Source organism: Lyngbya sp. CCAP 1446/10, from assembly GCF_026130175.1.
In the GTDB taxonomy this organism is placed as follows: domain Bacteria; phylum Cyanobacteriota; class Cyanobacteriia; order Cyanobacteriales; family Microcoleaceae; genus Microcoleus.
Map to the genome: position 1 here is coordinate 20,864 of NZ_JAIGNI010000001.1, position 20,673 is coordinate 41,536.

Sequence of the window (20,673 nt, forward strand, 5' to 3'; positions counted from 1 at the left end):
AAACCGCCCAGTCTTCTCTCCCAAATTAAACAGGAACATTTCTGATGGTACAATCAAGCAAACCCACCTCCGACACCCTCCAAAACTATCAAGGTATCGGAGTTCCAGAAGCAAGTCTGGCAGTGATTTTGCAGCGCGGCGGCGATGAATTGTTGCTGTCAAAAGTTCCCAACCGCTTTACAGTTCGCCCCTCATCAATAGCATCAGTCTCAAACAATTGGGCTGTAACAATTCCGGCAAAATTTAACCGTCGTGTCGGACAAAGCAATCTCGAAGAATATTTGGTTGCGCCAGAAAACCTAGATCCAGCAATGCAAGCAGCCCGCGCCAGCGATGATGTAGCTTTTGCTAGCCATGTTTATTGTCCGGCGAATAATCCGAGTACATTCTTTTATTTAACTAACCAAATTACTATTCAATTTGGTGAACAAGTAGACGAACAATCGCGAAATGCGATCGCCAACGCAGCAAATTTAACCATAAGTCGGCCAGTCGAAGGAATTCCCAACACCTTCGTCTGCTTCGTCACCAAACAAGCAACAGAAAACCCGATCAAAATTGCCAACCGCCTGACAAGATATCCAGAAGTTCTGGTGGCGGAGCCCAACATTATACTAGAAACTCAGCAGCATTATACACCGCGCGATCCGCTTTATCCCAAACAGTGGTATCTCAATAACAAAGGTGGCAACGAACTTGTCGGCGGTGCTCAAATTTATGCAGAACCAGCTTGGGATATAACTCGCGGCGTGCGATCGATCGTAATTGCGATCGCCGATGATTCAGTCGATCTGACGCATCCCGATTTTCAAGGCCAAGGCAAAATCGTCTCCCCCATTGATTTCAAAGACGGCGACACTTCCCCGATGCCAGTCGCCGAATCGGACAACCACGGTACAAGTTGCGCCGGTGTCGCGGCTGCGGAAGAAAACGGCAAAGGCATTGTCGGAGTCGCCCCTGGATGCGCCCTGATGCCCATCCGTACCACGGGTTTTCTCGATGACGATTCTGTCGAAAAAATCTTCAATTGGGCAGTGGAAAAAGGGGCCGCCGTCATCTCTTGCAGTTGGGGCCCAGGGGCAGTTTACTATCCGCTTTCCCTGCGACAAAGTGCCGTCATCACCAAAGCAGCAACCCAAGGGCGGGGCGGTAGAGGCTGCGTGATTCTGTTTGCTGCGGGCAATGCCAACCGCCCTGTCAACGGTACTGTGGACGAGAAAGGCTGGCCGAATAACATTTTGGGCGATCGAACTAAATGGCTAGCAGGATTTGCGGTGCACCCGGATGTGATTGCGGTGTCTGCTTCCACTTCCCTCAACAAAAAAGCAGCCTACAGCAATTGGGGCAACAGCATCTCGGTTTGCGCCCCCAGCAACAACGCGCCGCCGGGAACTTGGCTGCCAGAAACCGGATTTATTGCGACTGGGCCGGAGGTGTCGCAGTATTTGCCAGGTTTGGGGGTTTTTACTGCCGATCGAGTCGGTGTTACCGGCTACGATCCGGGGGACTACACGAATACCTTTGGCGGCACTTCCAGCGCCACTCCAGTAGTCGCTGGAGTGGCAGCTTTGGTGCTTTCCGCCAACCCCCGTTTGACGGCGCGGGAAGTGCGGGGAATTCTCGAACAAACTGCTGACAAAATTGTCGATTCCGAGCCCGATCCGCAGTTGGGAAATCGCATGGGAAATTATGATGCTAATAACCGCCGCAGCGATTGGTTTGGTTACGGGAAAGTGAATGCTTTGAAAGCTGTGCAAGCTGCGGTGAGAAAGGGCGGCGGCAATCCGAATATCGGCGGTGCGAGGTTTAGCGATATTTCTGGACATTGGGCACAGAAATTTATTGAAGCTTTGGCTGCGGCGAATATAATTAGCGGTTTGCCTGACGGTTCTTTTGGGCCTGACAACAGCTTAAATCGCGCTCAATATGCGGCGCTGTTGGTGAGTGCGTTTAGTCCGATTCCGAAGGTGCCGGCGACAAATTTTATTGATGTTTCTGCTAGTTTTTGGGCGAGAAGTGCGATCGAACGGGCGAATCGGGCGGGGTTTTTGTCGGGGTTTCCGGGCTTGAAGTTCGGCCCGAATCAGAATTTGACTAAGGCTGAGGCGATCGTATCTTTGGTTAATGGTTTGGAACTTAAGGGCGGAAATCCTGATGTTGTAAAAGTTTACACCGATCGATCGCAAATTCCTAATTTTGCTTTAAGTGCGATCGCCACTGCAACTGCTTTGAAGATTGTAGTTAATTATCCGGCGCGCGATCGGCTGTCACCGCAGCGGGACATTACCCGCGCCGAGATTTCGGCTTTGATTTACCAGACGTTGGTGGCAATTAATCGCGCAAAGGCGATCGATTCTCCTTACATTGTCTAGCCAATAAATCAACAATAACTATTGTTGGGGCGGGTTCATCAACAATCTATAAGATCAGCCAGAAAACCCGTAAACCCGCCCCAACCCGAATCTTGCGATCGATCGACTCAATAAATATCTGGCAAAATTCACTTTTTAATCAGGAAAATATCTGCGTCAATCTGTGTTTATCTGCCTTGAATCTGCGGTTACTCTATCAATCCAATTTTCGGTAGTCCTATTTAGGTAAGGATGGACATAGCTCTTTTCATGTAAGGCTTTCAGAGCTTGGAGCCAACCTTACAGACCTGAAGTATCCTGGCTTTTTTAATGTATTTGCAGCTACAAAGCCAAGACATGAACGAAATAATCAGCACTTTGAACCCTGTCCTGAGCAGATACTTGGATCTTTCTACACGGTAGTAAATCAATGAACTCCAGACTGCCAAGGAATTTCAACCATCCTTACCTTTAGGGCACTACCGAGAATTCTACACGGTAGTAAATCAATGAACTCCAGACTGCCAAGGAATTTCAACCATCCTTACCTTTAGGGCACTACCCCAATTTTCAACCTCGAAAATCCCCCAAAGCTTTCAATGCAAACTGTGGCAAAGCCAACATTCTACGCCAGCGCCAAGGTTCTTGATAAAGCCGGTACAACCATTCTAAATGATTGTCGCAAAACCAAGCCGGCGCGCGGTCTTTTGTTCCCGCCCAAATATCGAAACTGCCGCCAACTCCCACCCAAATCGACTGAGGACAAAGATGCCGATGTTTGGCAATCCAAAATTCTTGGCGTGGCACTCCCAAGCCCACAAAAATCAGTTTGGGCTGTATCTTTTTAAGACTTTCACAAAATTCTTGTTCTTCATCTGCCGAAAGATAGCCGTGTTGGGAAGAAATCGACAATCCATTAACTTTTTGCTGCCAAGTCTCAGCAGCCGCCGCCGTCACTCCGGGGGCACCTCCAAAGAAAAATATTGGTTCCGAATCCGGCAATTTTCCAGCTAGTTGCAGCAGCGATTCTGCTAGTTCAATCCCTGGATAGCGCTGGGCCGGTTTGCCGCGCATTCGCAAGTACAGCACTACTCCAGAACCGTCGGGTATCACGAGCTCCGCAGAGCGAATTACATCGCCTAAAGCCTGGTTTTGCTCGGCTTGCATTGCCATTTCAGCATTCAGCGTTACGACGTGACTGCCTAACCCTTGATGCAGCCGCTCTATCAGCCAACCTGCATAATCGTCTAATATGTGAACTGGTAGTCCCAGTACGGAAAATTGCGGGCGCGATCGATCCATATTTCTTTCTTTGGGATTTCTGTATACTTAGTTAGTTAAATTAGTTTAGTTTGGCGATCGCCCCTACACAAGTCTGGAACGCCAAAAACCCGATTTTTGCCACCAAAAGTCTGTTAAGTCATCATTCCGTGGCCGATAAACCGGGTTTTGTACGAGACGCAGTACGTCACTGACTTAGAGTTTTGGTCGAAATTGTGATCGCCCGTTAGCGTTCAATTTTCTTGACAGAGCCGTCAGCGTACCATTCCATCGGTACTAGCTCAATTTTACCATTAATTTTCACTGTAGAGTAGACAATTTTTACAAAAGGAACGTTGTTGTTATTGTTGTTGCGGCTAGACATGGCAATCACCTTGTTATGTTTGAAAAACTTGAGAAGTGATATAATTTCTGATATATTTAAAAGTCTATTCACCGCAATTCGGCTCGCATCAGGAAAAAAAGGAACACGAAATGGCGATCGCAACAACCCAGCGGCAAACCAGGTTAGATTATTACTACCAGCAAATCAAAAACGTCATCCTCAAGCGCCAGAACCCAATTACCGGTTTGCTGCCGGCGAGTACGGCTGTTACTGCACACGGCGACTACACCGATGCCTGGGTGCGCGATAACGTGTATAGCATTCTGGCAGTTTGGGGCTTGGGTTTAGCCTACCGCAAAATTGATGGCGATCGCGGTAGAACATTTGAACTCGAACACAGCACAGTCAAACTGATGCGCGGTTTGCTGTTTGCGATGATGCAGCAATCAAGCAAAGTAGAAAGCTTTAAAAATACTCAGTTGCCGCTAGATGCCTTGCACGCTAAATACAATACTCAAACTGGCAGTATTGTTGTCGGCGATGACCAGTGGGGACACTTGCAGTTAGATGCTACATCTATATTCTTGTTAATTCTTGCTCAAATGACGGCTTCTGGGCTGCACATAATTTTTACAATAGATGAAGTCAATTTCGTCCAAAATTTAGTTTATTATATTGGTAGAGCCTATCGCACACCCGATTATGGAATTTGGGAAAGAGGCCATAAAATTAATCGTGGCAATGCCGAATTGAATGCCAGTTCCGTTGGCATGGCAAAAGCAGCGCTGGAAGCAATGAATGGATTAGATTTGTTCGGAGTTAACGGTTCTCAAGCCTCTGTAATTCACGTTTTACCAGATGAAATTGCCAGAAGTCGCATCACTTTAGAATCACTTTTGCCTCGCGAATCTAGTTCCAAAGAAGTAGATGCCGCTTTATTAAGTGTAATTAGTTTTCCCGCTTTTGCTGTGGAAGATAAAGAATTAGTAGAACGGACTCGCAATAAAATAATCGACAAATTGCAGGGAAAGTACGGCTGCAAACGGTTTCTGCGGGACGGACACCAAACAGTTTTGGAAGATGCCGATCGCCTGCACTATGAACCGACAGAATTAAAGCAGTTCGATCATATAGAATGCGAATGGCCGCTATTTTTCACTTATCTACTCTTGGACGGCATATTTGAGGGAAATCAAGCCCAAGTTGAAGAGTACCAGCAGCGTTTGGCATCTCTGGCAGTCGATCGCGCTGGTTCGCCACTACTACCAGAATTGTACTACGTCCCCGCCGCAAATATAGAAGCAGAAAAGTTAAATCCCCGCAGCCAGCAGCGCTTACCCAATGAAAATGTTCCCCTGGTTTGGGCGCAAAGTTTGTATTTTCTTGGTCAATTACTCAACGAAGGGTTAATCGCAGTTGGTGATATCGACCCGCTAGGGCGCCATTTGTCAGTGGGCCGGCACAGAGAACCTTTAGTGCAAATTGCCCTGTTAGCTGAAGATGAAGATTTGCAAGCAGAATTAGCTGCTAACGGCATTGCAGCCCAAACCCCCAAGCAAGTAGCACCAATTCAAGTCCGCCAGACTAAGGAATTATCCGCTATTTACGCGGAGATTGGACGCAACGATCCACTAGGCTTAACTGGCCGCCCCGTGCGCCGTTTGCGGAGTTTGACGACTTCCCAGGTGTTTAAAATTCGCGGAGAGGCGATCGTATTTCTTCCCTCATTTTTGGACAGAGAAGAATTTTACCTAACTCTAGACTACCATTTTCTAGTATCTAAAATCCAAAGCGAAATAGCTCACATTCACCGCCACTGGTATCAGTTGGGACGACCCACGGTAACGCTGATGCTGACTCACGCAATGCTCGAAACCGGCCGCGAAGCGCTGCTGAAATTGATGAAGCAACTCCGCGACGGAAACTCGGAAAATACGCCTGTCAAACTGGGGAATCTCAACCAGTTAATGCTGACGGCTGGTACCGAGAGCATTGATTTCATGCAACATTTTGAATTCACAGAATCTCCAGTGACAGGTGCAGTAGAAATCCCAACATATCTGAGTTACAATCCCGAAAAAACTTGGCCTTTGGGTCACACCCAAGAATTTAAATTAGAGTGCGAAACTAATCCTGAATTATTGCTCGCCAGCCTGCGAGATTCAGAGAATTTGTACGAACAAATTGAGTTGCTGCACACGCTGATTCGCCTCAAAGGATTAAATTTTGATACAGGATTTGGCGGTAGGGAAGCAACTGTTGAAGTTGTGGATTTGCTCAACGAAGTTTATACGAAAGCTGGAGAAAGTTCGCAATCAAAAATTCAATGGGCAGTTGTCCGCCACGCTGCTGGATTGCTGGACAAAGTTGATATCAGCTTGTCGGATGCGGTAACAGACATTTTGGTGCGGCAAAAACAGATTGCTGTGGGGAAAGCCTACAGCGAAGACTCGCTGATTTCGCGGCCTGGTTCTTACACGGAAATCATGGACAAAATTCGCGAATTCTGTGGAGAAGACGTTCGCGAGCGAGTTCTCACCCAAGAAATTCTCATTTACCTAGGCTTGTTAATTAAAGCAGAACCGCAGTTATTTAAAGGGTTGCTGACTCTGAGAGTGAGTTACTTTATTTTGCTGCTAACTAGCGAATTAGCTCGCGAATTGGGAGTTACGCAAAATGAAGCTTACGAATATTTAATGCAGCTAAGTCCCTTTGAAATTAAAAATCGCCTGCGCCAAGTATTGGCAGAATACGAGGAAATGAATCAAATCCTCAAACAGCAAGAATCCCTGCGCGTCAAACAGCCGGAAAAAGATATTGAATGGGTAGTCGTGTCAGTGTTTGAGGAACCCAAAATGCCTGCGGGTGGATGGCGGCGCAAGCGGCAAATGGAAGGTGCAGTCAACCGCGTACCGAAGGATTTTTATCCGAGTGTTTGGGGATTGTTGCGACACTGCAAAGGCTTGATTATTGGCGATAAATTAGAGCGTCGCAACCGCTTAGATAGCGATATTATTTTAGCGGAAATGACACCGGGAGAAAAGAATTTTGCGCTCCAAATCGAGCATTTGCTGAACAAAATTGTAGCGCCGGAATACCGACAAGTCAATATTGAGGCGCTGATGGAGTTGGCGGCGATCGCCCAGCTAAATCCCGAATTGAAAGTAGAAGAATACATTGTTTTAGATGTATTAGTCGGTCACGCGGTGCGGCTGAATTGGCTGGGAAGACACTCGGAAAGAGCGGATATGTACGATGAAGATAAGGCGGCGGCTTGGCAAGGTTTTTACAATACTTCGCCCTACGTTTGTGCGAGTCACGTGCTCGATGCTTTCCGATTTTTGACGAGGTTTGGATAGATAGTAAGGTGCGCAGTGCGCACCCTACACGTACAGGTTCTGCATTGATATTTAACTTTTTGGGCGGGCTAGAAGCCCACCCCATTGATTGTTTGATTGTTTTTTTGGATGCAGTTTCAATGCTGATCGATCGCTACTACAAACCCCAAACTACAATACCCCTTTAGAACTGGGAATCCGACTGGCGCGCCGAGGATCGACTTCTACCGCCATCCGCAAAGCCCGCGCAAAAGCCTTAAACGCCGCTTCGACAATGTGATGAGAATTTCCGCCCTGCAACTGTCTAACGTGCAGTGTCATCTGAGTGTGGTTCACTACCGCCGAAAAGAACTCTCTCACTAATTCGCTATCGTAAGTGCCGATTCGCTGGTTGGGAATTTCCAAGTTGTAACTTAAGTGAGGCCGTCCTGAAAAATCTAGCACTACTTCAATTAATGCTTCATCCAGTGGGGCGATGAAGTGTCCGAAGCGAGAAATGCCCGATCGATCTCCGACAGCTTTTGCTAGCGCTTGGCCTAACGTAATGCCCACATCCTCGTTGGTGTGGTGGTCGTCAATCGCCAAATCGCCGATCGCCTGTACGTCCAAATCAATCAATCCGTGAGAAGCAATCTGCTGCAACATATGGTCTAAAAACGGAATTCCCGTTGAAGCCTTGCAAGTTCCCACACCGTCGAGATTCAGGCTGACAGTCACATCTGTTTCCAGTGTTGTGCGCTTCACCAAGGCGGCCCTGGCTGGTTGAACTGAACTTGCAGGAGGAGGAAGAGGTAGAGAAGGGCGATCGATTATTTCCATAATTCCCAATTTGTCATTCATAGTTATTGATAATTAGTAATTGGGGATTAACACTTTTGTAGCAAACAACAGACAGTTATTGACAGTTGACTGTTGGCAAATCTTGCTGTCAACTGTTAACTATCTCAAAACTTCGCTGACAACTGTCAACTGACAACTGACAACTGACAACTGTCAACTGTCAACTGTCAACTGTTTACAAGCTGTTACATTCCCATGATTTCGTAACCGGCATCGACATACAAAACTTGACCCGTAATCCCGCTAGAGAGATTGCTGCACAGAAAAGCCGCAGCATTTCCCACTTCCTGCTGAGTCACAGTCCGCCGCAGCGGGGCCACTTCCTCAACGTGGTGGATCATGTCCAGAATGCCGCCAACTGCTGACGAAGCCAAAGTCCGAATCGGGCCCGAAGAAATCGCATTTACCCGAATATTTAAGGGGCCGAGTTCCGCCGCCAGATAGCGAACATTCATTTCCAAAGCGGCCTTAGCAATGCCCATCACATTGTAATTAGGAATTACCCGCACGCCGCCCAAATAAGTCAGCGTGATAATACTGCCGCCCTCGGCCATCAGCGGTTTAGCCGCAGCACAAAGCCGCACCAGCGAGTAAGCGCTAATATCCAAAGCATTGGAGAAACCTTGGCGCGAGGTGTTGGTGAAATCTCCCGAAAGTTCGTCCTTGCCGGCAAAAGCCAGACAGTGAACCAGGATATCTAACTTGCCCCATTTGTCGGCGATGGTTTGAAAAGTAGACTCAATTTCGCTCTCGTCTTGGACATTGCAGGGCAAATACAGACTGGGATTGAGCGGTTCCACGAGTTCAGCGACTTTGCGCTCGTGCTTGCCTTTTTCGTCCTTCAAAAAAGTTATGCCGAGATTAGCCCCAGCTTTGTGGAGCTGCTGAGCGATGCCCCAGGCGATCGAGCGATTGTTGGCAATGCCCGTAACAAGAGCATTTTTTCCGGTCAAATCTATCATCTGTAGTTTATCTAGAAGAAATTTGCACCGTTCTCGTTGGCTGTATGCGACAACCCCGCCAGTTTAGACACAACTGATTCAGATTTAACTGATTCAGACACAATTGAGACACAATTGAGACACAATTGAGACACAATTGAGATTAATTTTGCTGTGGAGCTACATGGAGGGGGAATTGAAAAACTTAAGAGAAGGGCTAGATTTAATCATACAGCGTGTGCTTACCTTAACATTAGAGGGAAGTAACAGAATCCCTGGACATTGGAGGTAGGGCAGTATATTTACTCAATAAGCTTAATCGAGAAGTTACAAACTATTGGTTAGTACAAAGGATCTCGTCGTGACACATGATAGACCGCTAGCAGCCGTGTTCCGCCAAATCAGCGGCGGGGCGTTTCCACCCATTGTGGAAAACTTTGAACGGGGCAAGACAATTTTTTTCCCTGGAGACCCGGCTGAGCGCGTCTACGTTCTCATTAAAGGTGCTGTGAAGCTCTCCAGGGTGTACGAAGCAGGCGAAGAAATTACAGTCGCCCTTTTACGGGAAAACAGCGTATTTGGGGTGCTGTCTCTGATTACGGGACACCGATCGGACAGATTTTACCACGCGGTAGCCTTTACGCCGGTGGAGTTGATCTCGCTGCCGATCGAACAAGTCGAGAAGGCTCTCAAGGAAGACGCAGAATTGCCTATGGTTTTGCTGCGGGGACTTTCTTCTCGGATTTTGCAAACGGAGATGATGATCGAAACCCTCGCACACCGAGATATGGGTTCGAGACTCGTCAGCTTTTTGCTGATTCTGTGCCGGGATTTTGGCGTGCCTGGTACGGAAGGGATTACGATTGATTTGAAGCTGTCCCACCAGGCGATCGCTGAGGCGATCGGCTCGACGCGGGTAACTGTGACTCGTTTACTGGGGGATCTCAGACAAGAAACTATGATCTCGATCCACAAGAAAAAGATCACAGTCCACAATCCGGTAGCCTTAAGCCAGCAATTCACTTGATGCCGAGAAACTATGGGATTTTGGATTTTGGATTCTAGATTCAATCCAAAATCCAAAATCTATAAGAAAAAATCGGAATGACTGCTGGATACATCCTGGTATTTGTAATTTTAGTGTTGGGGGGTGTGATCGCTACTGTCAGCGATCGCCTTGGGACGAAAGTCGGCAAAGCAAGGTTGAGTTTGTTCAAACTTCGCCCCCGCGACACTGCTGTTGTGGTGACAGTGATGGCCGGCAGCATCCTGTCGGCCATTACTCTGGCCATTTTGTTTGCTACCAGCAAGCCTCTGCGAACCGGGGTTTTTCAAATAGACGAGATTCAAAAAAGGCTCAACCAAGCCCGCAGAGAACTCAAAGACACCACTCAAGAAAAAAATCGAGTTGAAACTGAATTAGATGGAGCCAGAGCCGCTCAAGCGCAAGTTAAAGCCAATTTAGAGCAAATTAATCAATCGCTCCAAACTGCTAATGCTGAGCAAGCCCGGACAGAAAAAAAATTAAACTCGCTGCGGGCCCAGCTCAACAGCGTGCAAGCAGCCAAGTCTAAAACCCAAGAGCAGTTAATTCAGGTAGAAGCTGCTAAATCGGACACGGAAGAACAGCTTGCTAGCGTGGAAGCTGCTAAGTCTCGCACCGAAGAACAACTGAAACTTGTTGAAACTGCTCGATCGACTACCAGAGCTCAGCTCGATCGCACTGAGAACCAATTGAAAACAGTTTCCGATCAAAAAACGAATTTGGGATCGGAAATCGCCCAACTGCAAGGGGAACGCCAACTGTTAATCGAGCAGCGAGAGCAGGTGAAAGTTCAAATTGCCCAGCGCGATCGAGAAATTGCCAAGCGAAATGCAGCAATTGCCAAGCGCGACACAGAAATTGTCAATCGCAACGAACTAATTGCCCAGCGGGACAAGGAAATTGCCCAGCGGGTGCAAAATCTCGCCGATCGCGATCGCACAATTGTCGAGAGGGACAAAGTAATTGCCGAGAGGGAAGCACTCTTAGAAACCCTCGCACAGCAACAAGCCCAACTCGAACAGCAGCAAACTGTCTTGCAGCAGCAAGTGCAAGTTTTGGAACGCGACTTTCAGGCAATCCGCGAGGGTACAGTTGCGATCAGGCGCGGTCAAATTTTGGCTGCTGGCGTGGTTCGTATTACCGAGTCCGGTACGGCAAGTCGCGCGATCGATCGACTCTTGCAAGAAGCAAATAAAACCACCGTCGGACTGATGCGGCCGGCAAATACTAAGGTTAGAGATCAGGTTATTCAAATTACTAAGGCAGAAATCGATCAATTAATCAGTCAGATTAAAGATGGTCAAAATTACGTAGTGCGGATTGTGGCCGGCGCTAATTACCTGCGGGAAGAAAAGCTAATTAAGGTATTTGCAGAAGCAGAAATCAATCGAGTTGTGTTCCGGGCGGGAGATGTGATTGCAGGGGTTGCTGTCGATCCGGTGACTTTGACAAACGAACAGGTGCGGGTGCAGTTGCTGCAATTGATCGAAGCTTGTCAATTTCGCGCTCGCCTGATCGGTGTTGTCGGCGGTACAGTCCAAGTTGCGGACAATCGGATTGAAACTTTGGCTGGTTTTATCGATCGATTGCAGCAGTACGAGAAATCGCTGGAGGTTCGGGCGATCGCCACAGATGTCACCTACATCGCCGGCCCGCTGAAAATAGATTTAGTTGCTCTGTCAAACGGAGTCGTTGTTTTTCGCACCGGACAACAAAATCAAGGCCAAACAGATTTGAAAGTTAAGTAAAATAGTTGGTAATTGGGAATTGATTATGATTTTAGGTTTCGATCCGGGTAAAGACAAGTGCGGCATCGCCGTGATGGGTAGAGATAAGAAAGTTTGCTACCATCAAGTTGTACAGTCAGAATCAGCTATATCTACGATTCAATCTCTGTGCGAACAGTTTGCGATCGAGTTATTGGTACTCGGAGATCAAACGACTTCTAAGAGTTGGAAACAAAAACTGACGCAGAGTTTGTCGCCGGAGATTCAAATTATTCGGGTTGACGAGAGATTCAGCAGCTTAGAAGCGAAGGATCGTTACTGGGAAATGTACCCTCCGACGGGACTTTCTCGCTTGATTCCGCAGGGAATGCGGACTCCGCCGCGACCTGTAGATGATATAGTGGCGATCGTCCTAATTGAAAGATATTTAAACAAAAGTTAGTAAGATATTAGGGAGCATCTCATTTTCGCAAAAAAGATGTTTTTTTACAGCCCTATCCCCAGAAAACGACCATAATCAGATTGGTTCGTAGCATCCATCCGAGGACTCGCATTCCCGACTACAAACCGTTAGAGATTGCGGGTAATTGATGCAAATAATATAATTTGGGAAACTCCTTAATAAAAATTCCCTAAAATTAATATATCACAAGCTTGGACAGGCGGCAATTATTCTCAGTCATAAATCAATACGGTTCACTTAATATATTTAGGCCCCGGAGATCCCCCTAAATCCCCCTTAAAAAGGGGGACTTTGAGGGCGTTCTTGTCCCCCCCTTTTTAAGGGGGGTTAGGGGGATCTGTCTTAAGTGAACCGTATTGAGTCATAGATAGAGACTAGATATGATTCTGCTGATTTTATATTTTTAATTAAAATAAAATGCACCCTAATTTCATCTGGATTTCCGATCGCATAACAGTTATTCCTACTTAATGACAGCTTCGGTCAAGATTACCTTACCATTCTGGCGGACTTGCAGGCGATCGGGGTTAATCGAGTAGATAATATTGCCGTTAGTCGCTTCATAAGTTCCGTCGTCACCTGTAGTTACTTGCATCACATTAATTTGGCTGCCATTTCTTTTGCTGAAGCCCCGGTAAAAAATAGCGCCTTCCTGGGTTTTGCAAATGTATACGGAAAAGTTTGCAGTTGCGAAGAATTCCACCATTTCGGCTTTGGGACATCCGTCAACTTGAGCAATTTGTAGCGGCGCTGAAGGCGGAAAACTCGAAGATGCGGGTTGATTTAGTGCTGTTGCTTCTGCTGGAGGAGTCAAAATGCCGTGAAGCGAAGCTATCCCGAAGGGAATCGCGCTAATGCCAGCCATAACTAGACATAATCTTTTAATTACTTGAACTCGGTCTTTAGCAAACATCTCGTAACTCCTAATTTTAACTATATAATTACATCTTAAGCGATACTTGCTCCATCTGCGATTTTTAATAGTTATTGCGTCATTTTTTGATCGATGACTCAACCGCAGATTTTAGGCAGATTAACACAGATGGAGGCAGATAATTTGCAGAGTTTTTTTGACTCTATCTATTCGAGCTAAGATTGATGGTTGTGTGCAAGACTTTTTCAAATTTAAATTTTTGAACCATCGAAAGGGAAAGAGATCGTACAGTTTTTGTCTCATTTCCCTTTTAATTAAGAAGGACTAAAGTCCTTACTACGAACCTGGTGGTTAATTGACTGTTGCTAACTGTTTATCTTTGATTTCTACGGGTGCAGTCAAAGCTGCTTCCAAATCGGCACAGCCTAGTTTTTCCTCCAAAATTGCCATCACTTCGCGGCCGAAATCATTGGAATTTCGCTGCCAAGCTTCTAAACAAATTTGCCCGAAAAATGAACCCAAAGGCTCAGGATTCCACAGCAATTTGCGCGCTGTCCAAGGCATCAAACTCATTGGATCGTAACCAGGTTTTAGAATGTCCTTTTTGAAGGCGTATTCTTCTAAAATAGTGTGGGGCTGCAAACCGATAAAGAAAATCGCTGGTTCTACTTTATCGACTCCGAAAATCCGCTCTAATTCTCGGTGATAGGCAATAGTTTGCCGGATGGTTTCAAATGTTTCGTCAATTACGTTAAATGAGTAATTCACAGAAACTAAATCGTTGTAACCGGCTGCTTTTAAATCGCGGCAATTTTCCAAAACTACTCGCAAATTGTAGCCCATTCGCATTTTCCTAACCAGTTCCTGGGAACCGCTGGTGATGCCGATTTCAAAGTAGTTCATGCCCGTTTTTACCATCAAATCGCACAATTCGGGTGTGAGATTGTCCGCACGGATGTAAGCAGCCCAATGGATGTCTGTCATCCCGGAGGCGATGATTTTTTGCAATAATTCGATCGCATCATCGATGAATTTGCGCGCCGGGATAAATTGGGCGTCGGTAAACCAGAAATTGCGGATACCTCGATCGTACAATTGCTGCATCTCCGCCACCACCTCATCCGCCGGATTGATCCGCACTTGTTTTCCTTCAATCACCGTATAAATGCAGTAACAGCAATTGTGGGGACAGCCGCGCTTAGTTTGGACTCCGAGGTAGAAGTCCATATCCTGTAAATAATAGGAAAATTCCGGCCAAATGGTTTCGATGTAGTTGTAATCGCAGGCGGTTTTCTCGATGTTGGCTGGCTTTTCGTGAATTAGCCGATCGCGCGGTACAGTTTCTCCTACTACATAACATCTTTCCTGTGCCAAATCTTCGCCTTTAATCAACTTCTCCAGCAAAGCTTCGCCTTCGCCCACTGAAACCACAGTCCCCGCCGGCAAACTGCGCCCCAACTGCTCGTAAAACACGCTCACAGCACCGCCACCGACCACTGCGCGGGCTTCCGGGCGGTATTTCCGGGCCCGCTTCAATCCGCGCTTAACAAGTCCCAGATTGCGCGAGAGTTCGGTGTAGTAGGACGTGGCCAAACGCAATCCTCCGAGTGCTCCCCGCAACTTAGTTAGCGGATTTTTGGCGTAGTAAAACTCGAAGGCATTTTGCAGCGGATTCCCGCCTCTACCTCCGACGGGGGCGTAAATTTGAATGTCCCGCCAAGAGAAAACTAACAGCGTCGGCTGAAACTCATCGACGATCGCATCCAAACCTTTAGCGTAGTCGAGGGGCGGTACTGCGCCTAGGTCAAAAATGCGCTGTTGGACATCGGGAAACATCTTGTGTACGCTATCGGAAAGGTACACTACTCCGATCGGGAAAATTGGATTGCAAGGGAGGCGAACGTACAGGACTCGGTTTTCTCGGCTTTCCATGATTGCTATATCCTAAACTGGAACTTTTTCAACTATGTTTATATTCTTTTAATATAACTTTACAATCTCTCTAATTTTCGCAATTTCAGATTAAATATTCTGGAATTTTGCTCAGCAGCTTAAGGTTGAGTTTGTTGGTGGCGATCGGCTAAATTAGCAGAACCAAGGTAATCTTTGAGCAAATACAGCATATTTTGACCGAAAATCGCAGATGGGAGTCTAAAATCGGATATTTATCTGGCTAGATTGAATTTGAGGTGCGATCGGTCAGGCGGTATATTTTTGATCCTATTTTAAACAAATAATACAACTAGAGGCAAGCTCCAAATCCTGATCCAGCAAGTGATCTAACCCACATTCCGCACGTCAATTTGTAGTATACCAAGTAATACGGAAATTCTGAGTTATTTGACGTTTTATTTGTTATATTTGCGTATAAATACTTAGTTTTATATGTTTTTGTGTTTGCAAAACTACCAAACAGGTGTAATAATTACATATTACATTTTGAAGTGCGAAATGTGGGATCTAATATCCAAAAGCTCAAAACTCAAATCTCAAATAGTATGGGTTGGTAGTCGGCTTTACAGTAGGCCGGGATCGCAAGATGTTAGCCTGAGAAGATAACTAAAACTTTTAGGCAAGGCTCCCTTAGCAATTATGGCTCAAATTCTTGACCCAGTACCCTCAAACGCCGACAGCAAGATTCTTTGCTGCTACGTCAACGCCACCAGTCAGATTCAGATTGCTCGCATCTGCAACATTCCTAACTGGTATTTTGAACGAGTGGTATTTCCCGGACAGCGTTTAGTGTTTGAAGCGATGCGGGCCGCAGCATTGGAAATTCACACCGGGATGATGGCCAGTGCAATTTTGTCGGATAAAATTCCTTGCGATCGCTTGCAGATTAACGAAAACCCCTATTCTGCCATCAATTCTAGCAGCTCCCGAGATGAAGCGGCGGGCGATCGCACAGTAATTGCTGCCCGCCCCAAATCGCGAGAAATCTCAGAACCTTTGACAGTACCCGCGCTAACAGCCGTCGATTAATTGGAGTTGTGAGTTTTGAGTTATAAATTGTCAGTGAATTGATAACTCTGCGCTCAAAATTCCAACTTCTGCAAAGCGTTCATTCAGTTGACGGTTGACAGTTGACTGTTGACAGCTTGTCAGTCAGCGAAGTCGAAGGGATGAGGGCGACCTCTACCTGGAAGTCCGAGGATTGGAGTAATGAATAGTCTGATTTTAATTTTTCCCGACAAGGGTTCCGGCTTTAAACCAATTCTTTCTGGTAAAAAGTCAATACTTAAGAATCAAAGTTTCTGAATTGAATTTTAAATCGAAACTCAAAATCGCAAATATTGTCCTGTTTTTGATATTTGCCTGAGTTTTGTTCGCAGGCCGGACAACTGTGCAAAAATATCATTAAACAGCTTTTCTAATTTCAGCCATGTCAGCAGAGCCCGCACTTTCCCCATCTTCCGCCCCAGTATTTGAGCCGGCAGTATTCCGGCTTTCTCCCCTGATTAGAATCACGCTGTTGAGCCTGTACGTCGCCCTGAGTATTCCGTTACCGTTTTTGTCGGAAGTCACGAAAGCACCGGTTCCGCCCGCTGCACTCTGGGTGGCGATTGTTGTCGGCGCAGCGGGCCTCTACGGCGTGCTCAGCGAAAGGGTAATTCTCAGCGAGGAGGGGATTGAAGTTACCTATCCGAAGTGGTTTCCGCGCGTGTTTCGCAAGGGTTGGTCGCTTCCTTGGACTGAGGTAAAAGCTCTCAAACCTCGATCGACCGGTCAAGGAGGTTTAGTTTACTATTTTCTGAGTCATGCGGGTGAAGGTTATTTGTTGCCGATGCGGGTGGCTGGATTTGCTAAATTAGTGCGTTTGGTGGAAGCGAAAACGGGTATTGATACTAGGGATGTTCGCCCTTTGTCGCAGCCTTGGATGTATCTGATTTTGCTGGGATGTACGCTGCTGCTGCTGTTGGTGGATGCGTGGACGATTGTAACTGCGATCGGGCTTAAAGGTAATTTGTAAAATTGAATTTTAGCGCGCACGAAAATGAAAAATAATGAAAAACCCGGTTTCTTTAAGAAGCCGGGTTTTTGGCTATTCTATTGTTTATTGAAGTTACTTAACTTCAGCAGATTTCCGAGAGTTAGGCGATTCGTAGTAAACTCCAGAACCTGTATCGGAGACAAAATGACAATCCCAGTAAGAGCGAATAAAGCTCTTCCAAATTGGATCGGTTGACTTGCGATAATAATCGCCCAACAGTGGTTTAATTGCTTCCGTTGCTTCCTTCAAGTGATAGTGCGGCATCGTCGAGAAAATGTGGTGGGCTACGTGAGTCCCGATGTCGTGATGGATGGAATTGATGATTCCATAATCGCGATCGATCGTAGATAGCGCACCTTTCAAGAAATACCAATCTTTACCGCGATACCAAGGAATATCCGCTTCTGTGTGGTGCAGGAATGTTACCAAATCCAGCCAAATCACGAATACTACATAGGGAACTAAGTAGAACTTGAGTAAAAACAGCCAACCAAATTGATAGGTTAGCGCGCCTAAAAAGGCTACCATCAAAACTAAGGATGCGGAACTTGTCAACACGTCCCACTTTTCGGAAGGACGGAAAATCGAGCTACCGGGCATGAAGTGAGAACCTTCCTTATCGGGCGATCGCCGAAACAGATAAATTGGATAGGCAAATAACATCAAATAAAAGCGTCCCAGCTTTTCGTACCAAGGCATTTGATTGTATTTGCTCTCCGACACTGGATACCAGCTTTCATCGTTATCCAAGCTGCCTGTATTCGCGTGGTGGGTTCTGTGGCTGATCCGCCAACCGTGGAAGGGTACGAGAATTGGAGCGTGGGAGAGGTGTCCGATCAGGTTGTTGAGCCATTTGCTCTTGGAGAAGGAACCGTGCCCGCAGTCGTGGCCGACTACAAACAATGCCCAAAACATGGTTCCCTGCATGAACCAAAAGATTGGGTAAAAGAACCAGGAATCTAAGGTGTAGGCGATCGCATATAAACCTGCGATAATCCCCAGATCCAAAAAGAAATAAGCTAGAGATCTCGAAACCGAGGGTTCAAAACAATGGGCTGGAATGGCTGCTTTGACATCTTGAAGAGTAAAAGGTAACTCTTTTGTACGAGATGATGAGCCTAGATTGCTCGGCTGATTGAGAACAGTATTTGATTGCACGAAGTTTCCGATTTAAGCTGACTTGAGAAACCACATTCCGCCTTTTAACAGTCACTTTCAGCCCGCAAGGAGCCATATTTTTTACTCTGCAAGGGTTTCTAAAGTTCTTTAGTTCGCATGAATAGCCCGTCCTCGATTCTCAAGCAAGTTGGCTTGGGGAATACTTGTGTGGGAAAATTAGCGCGATCGACCCTGTTATCTAAAAAAATCTCATGTGTCCGTTGTTAGTGCGAAATGCGACTTCAATACTTGAGATCACACTTCTGGAGGAATTACCTCCAGTTCGCAGGTGGCATATAACGCTTAGAGTAGGATTTGTGAACGAGAGTGTAGGCTTGGTCTGTGGAACGAAACCTCACAGCATCGGAGTGTTTGGTTTCACACAAGTTCTACCCAACCCACAGCTCGCTACAATTCACTAATTCTACAATAATTGCTAAAGCTAAGTTTAATGTAACATTTCTACACACATTCTGGCAACGAGTTACCAGAAAAATTAGAAAATTCATAAATCGCAGAAAGTAACTGCGATCGCTTTTCACTTTGGGATTTTCTAGGTGCTAGCCTTTTCTAATATGAGCTTCGCCCGTTTTACCATAGCCGGAATCTCGATCGGATAATCGCCGGTAAAACACGCCGAACAAAAACTTTTCGTGTCTTCATTAGTAGCACTCAGCATTCCTTCCCTGCTCAAGAAAGCCAAGGAATCCACCCCAATTTGATCGCCGATTTCGGCGACAGACTTGGTAGCAGCAATCAACTGATCTTGATTGTCGGTATCGATCCCGTAGAAACAAGGATGAGTCACCGGCGGTGAGGAAATCCTCATGTGAACTTCGGTTGCGCCGGCATCCCGCAAGGCTTTGACAATTTTACGGCTGGTAGTGCCGCGCACGATCGAATCGTCGATAATAATTACCCGCTTTCCTTCCAACACATCTCTGAGAGGGTTGAGTTTCATGCGAATTCCTGACTCGCGCATCGTCTGAGTCGGTTGAATAAAAGTGCGTCCGACGTAGCGATTTTTAATCAATCCTTCGGCGTATGGAATGCCGGAAGCTTGAGAAAAGCCGATCGCCGCTGGGATGCCAGAATCGGGAACACCAATGACTATATCAGCCTCAGTCGGAGATTCTGTTGCCAACAAACGCCCTAGTCGCAACCGATAGGTGTACAAATTTTCACCTCGCATAATGCTATCGGGTCGAGCAAAATAGATCATTTCAAAGACGCAAAGTTTGCGTTTTTGCTGCTGGCTCCAGTGGAAAGAAGCCATACCTTCCTCTGTAATCCAAACCAATTCCCCCGGTTCTACATCCCGCAAAAATTCAGCACCGATAATATCCAAGCCGCAAGTTTCCGATGCTAAAACGTAGCGTACCGGAGTTGTGGGGAGCCTGCCAATTACCAGCGGGCGGACGCCATACGGATCGCGGACTCCCATCACGCCTTTCGGGGTGGCGATCGTCAAACTAAAGGCTCCTTGGCACATACCAAAGGCACTGATCGCAGCTTCCAGCCAATCTTTGCCCTTGTCTACCTCCGAACCGATCGCCACTGCGATCGCCTCTGAATCCGTCGTGCTGACAAACTCGCAGTTGCGAGACAGCAACTCTTCCCGCAATTCTTTAGTATTGACAAGATTCCCGTTATGTGCTAATGCGAGACTTCCCAGACGAGTTTCGACGACCACAGGTTGAGCGTTGATCACCCGCGACGAGCCGGTAGTAGAGTAGCGAGTGTGTCCTACGGCTAAGTTACCGGGTAAGTGACCTAAACTCGATTCGTTGAAGACCTGCGAAACCAGTCCCATATCCTTGTGCAGGTGGACTGTTTCACCATCAAAAGTAGCAATTCCGGCGGATTCCTGACCTCGGTGCTGCAAAGCATACAAGCCGAAGTAGGTCAACTTGGCGACATCTTCACCCGGTGCGTAGATACCGAAAACGCCGCAAGCTTCCTCGGGCTTGTCGGGTTTGCTAGAATGCTCGTCAGCCTCGAAGGAATGGTTGGGAATCATAGATGGGTGGGTTCCTAATGGGGAAGGTGGGTTAGGGGGACAGTTTCAGCGGGAAATCTTGTTTGCGAAAGCGTCGCATAACTTAACATTCCCTTAATCTTGCCACGGATCTGTCATTATTTCCAACTCGTGTAGCATTTCTGACAGAAGTGATGCGGCGTTTAATGGCATTGTAGTATCGATCGCCCTCAAATCATATATTAACCTTGATTAACGGCGGGCGAGGGATTCGGCGATTGAAAAATACTGTTGGCGAAGTCGCCAAGGGTGTTACCGCTCACATCTGGAATGGAGCAGTGGGGTTCGCTCTGGCTACTTA

General features: G+C 46.7%; 15 protein-coding genes. 7 read left to right on the forward strand and 8 right to left on the reverse strand.

What is annotated here, in order from left to right; translation table 11 throughout:
* Window positions 1-44: 44 nt before the first annotated feature.
* Window positions 45-2,372 (forward strand): S8 family serine peptidase, encoded by a 2,328-nt coding sequence (locus tag K4039_RS00120; RefSeq protein ID WP_265233084.1) that lies wholly within the window; start codon window positions 45-47, stop codon window positions 2,370-2,372.
* A gap of 549 nt (window positions 2,373-2,921) precedes the next feature.
* Here K4039_RS00120 and K4039_RS00125 read toward each other — a convergent pair.
* Together K4039_RS00125 and K4039_RS00130 are read right to left on the reverse strand one after the other, a co-directional pair.
* On the reverse strand, window positions 2,922-3,653 hold the full coding sequence (locus K4039_RS00125; protein ID WP_265233085.1) for a WecB/TagA/CpsF family glycosyltransferase: 732 nt from the start codon (window positions 3,651-3,653) through the stop codon (window positions 2,922-2,924).
* A 205-nt stretch (window positions 3,654-3,858) separates the two neighbouring features.
* Window positions 3,859-3,996, reverse strand: a complete 138-nt coding sequence (locus tag K4039_RS00130; protein WP_265233086.1) for a hypothetical protein — start codon at window positions 3,994-3,996, stop codon at window positions 3,859-3,861.
* A gap of 110 nt (window positions 3,997-4,106) precedes the next feature.
* Here K4039_RS00130 and K4039_RS00135 point away from each other — a divergent pair, with 110 nt between their 5' ends.
* Complete coding sequence (locus K4039_RS00135) at window positions 4,107-7,316, forward strand: glycoside hydrolase family 15 protein (RefSeq protein WP_265233087.1); 3,210 nt, start codon at window positions 4,107-4,109, stop codon at window positions 7,314-7,316.
* Between the two features lie 150 nt (window positions 7,317-7,466).
* Here K4039_RS00135 and hisB read toward each other — a convergent pair whose 3' ends face one another.
* Window positions 7,467-8,114: an imidazoleglycerol-phosphate dehydratase HisB gene (hisB, locus tag K4039_RS00140; protein WP_375339773.1), complete on the reverse strand. Its 648-nt coding sequence runs from the start codon at window positions 8,112-8,114 to the stop codon at window positions 7,467-7,469.
* A gap of 206 nt (window positions 8,115-8,320) precedes the next feature.
* Entirely contained in the window at window positions 8,321-9,097 is a 777-nt protein-coding gene (gene fabI / locus K4039_RS00145) for an enoyl-ACP reductase FabI (protein ID WP_265233089.1), read from the reverse strand.
* A 340-nt stretch (window positions 9,098-9,437) separates the two neighbouring features.
* Here fabI and ntcA point away from each other — a divergent pair, with 340 nt between their 5' ends.
* The 3 genes from ntcA to K4039_RS00160 all read left to right on the forward strand — a co-directional run bounded on the left by ntcA (window position 9,438) and on the right by K4039_RS00160 (window position 12,290).
* A complete protein-coding gene (ntcA, locus tag K4039_RS00150) occupies window positions 9,438-10,103 on the forward strand; it encodes a global nitrogen regulator NtcA (RefSeq protein WP_265233090.1) in 666 nt (221 codons plus the stop codon).
* A gap of 77 nt (window positions 10,104-10,180) precedes the next feature.
* Window positions 10,181-11,869, forward strand: coding sequence for a DUF3084 domain-containing protein (locus K4039_RS00155; protein WP_265233091.1), 1,689 nt, complete (start codon window positions 10,181-10,183; stop codon window positions 11,867-11,869).
* A 25-nt stretch (window positions 11,870-11,894) separates the two neighbouring features.
* On the forward strand, window positions 11,895-12,290 hold the full coding sequence (locus tag K4039_RS00160; RefSeq protein ID WP_106333111.1) for a pre-16S rRNA-processing nuclease YqgF: 396 nt from the start codon (window positions 11,895-11,897) through the stop codon (window positions 12,288-12,290).
* A gap of 484 nt (window positions 12,291-12,774) precedes the next feature.
* Here K4039_RS00160 and K4039_RS00165 read toward each other — a convergent pair whose 3' ends face one another.
* A complete protein-coding gene (locus tag K4039_RS00165; RefSeq protein WP_265233092.1) occupies window positions 12,775-13,224 on the reverse strand; it encodes a hypothetical protein in 450 nt (149 codons plus the stop codon).
* A 312-nt stretch (window positions 13,225-13,536) separates the two neighbouring features.
* Window positions 13,537-15,117: a photosystem II high light acclimation radical SAM protein gene (locus K4039_RS00170; RefSeq protein ID WP_265233093.1), complete on the reverse strand. Its 1,581-nt coding sequence runs from the start codon at window positions 15,115-15,117 to the stop codon at window positions 13,537-13,539.
* 660 nt (window positions 15,118-15,777) lie between these two features.
* Between K4039_RS00170 and K4039_RS00175 the strand changes: the two genes are divergently transcribed.
* Window positions 15,778-16,167 (forward strand): DUF1830 domain-containing protein, encoded by a 390-nt coding sequence (locus K4039_RS00175; RefSeq protein WP_265233094.1) that lies wholly within the window; start codon window positions 15,778-15,780, stop codon window positions 16,165-16,167.
* A gap of 400 nt (window positions 16,168-16,567) precedes the next feature.
* Window positions 16,568-17,155 carry a hypothetical protein gene (locus K4039_RS00180; protein WP_265233095.1) on the forward strand — a complete coding sequence of 196 codons (588 nt, stop codon included), beginning with the start codon at window positions 16,568-16,570 and terminating at the stop codon, window positions 17,153-17,155.
* Window positions 17,156-17,248: 93 nt separating this feature from the next.
* Here the strand turns inward: K4039_RS00180 and K4039_RS00185 are convergent, their stop codons facing one another.
* Complete coding sequence (locus K4039_RS00185; RefSeq protein ID WP_265233096.1) at window positions 17,249-18,334, reverse strand: fatty acid desaturase; 1,086 nt, start codon at window positions 18,332-18,334, stop codon at window positions 17,249-17,251.
* Window positions 18,335-18,887: 553 nt separating this feature from the next.
* On the reverse strand, window positions 18,888-20,354 hold the full coding sequence (purF, locus tag K4039_RS00190) for an amidophosphoribosyltransferase (protein ID WP_265233097.1): 1,467 nt from the start codon (window positions 20,352-20,354) through the stop codon (window positions 18,888-18,890).
* Between the last annotated feature and the right edge of the window lie 319 nt (window positions 20,355-20,673).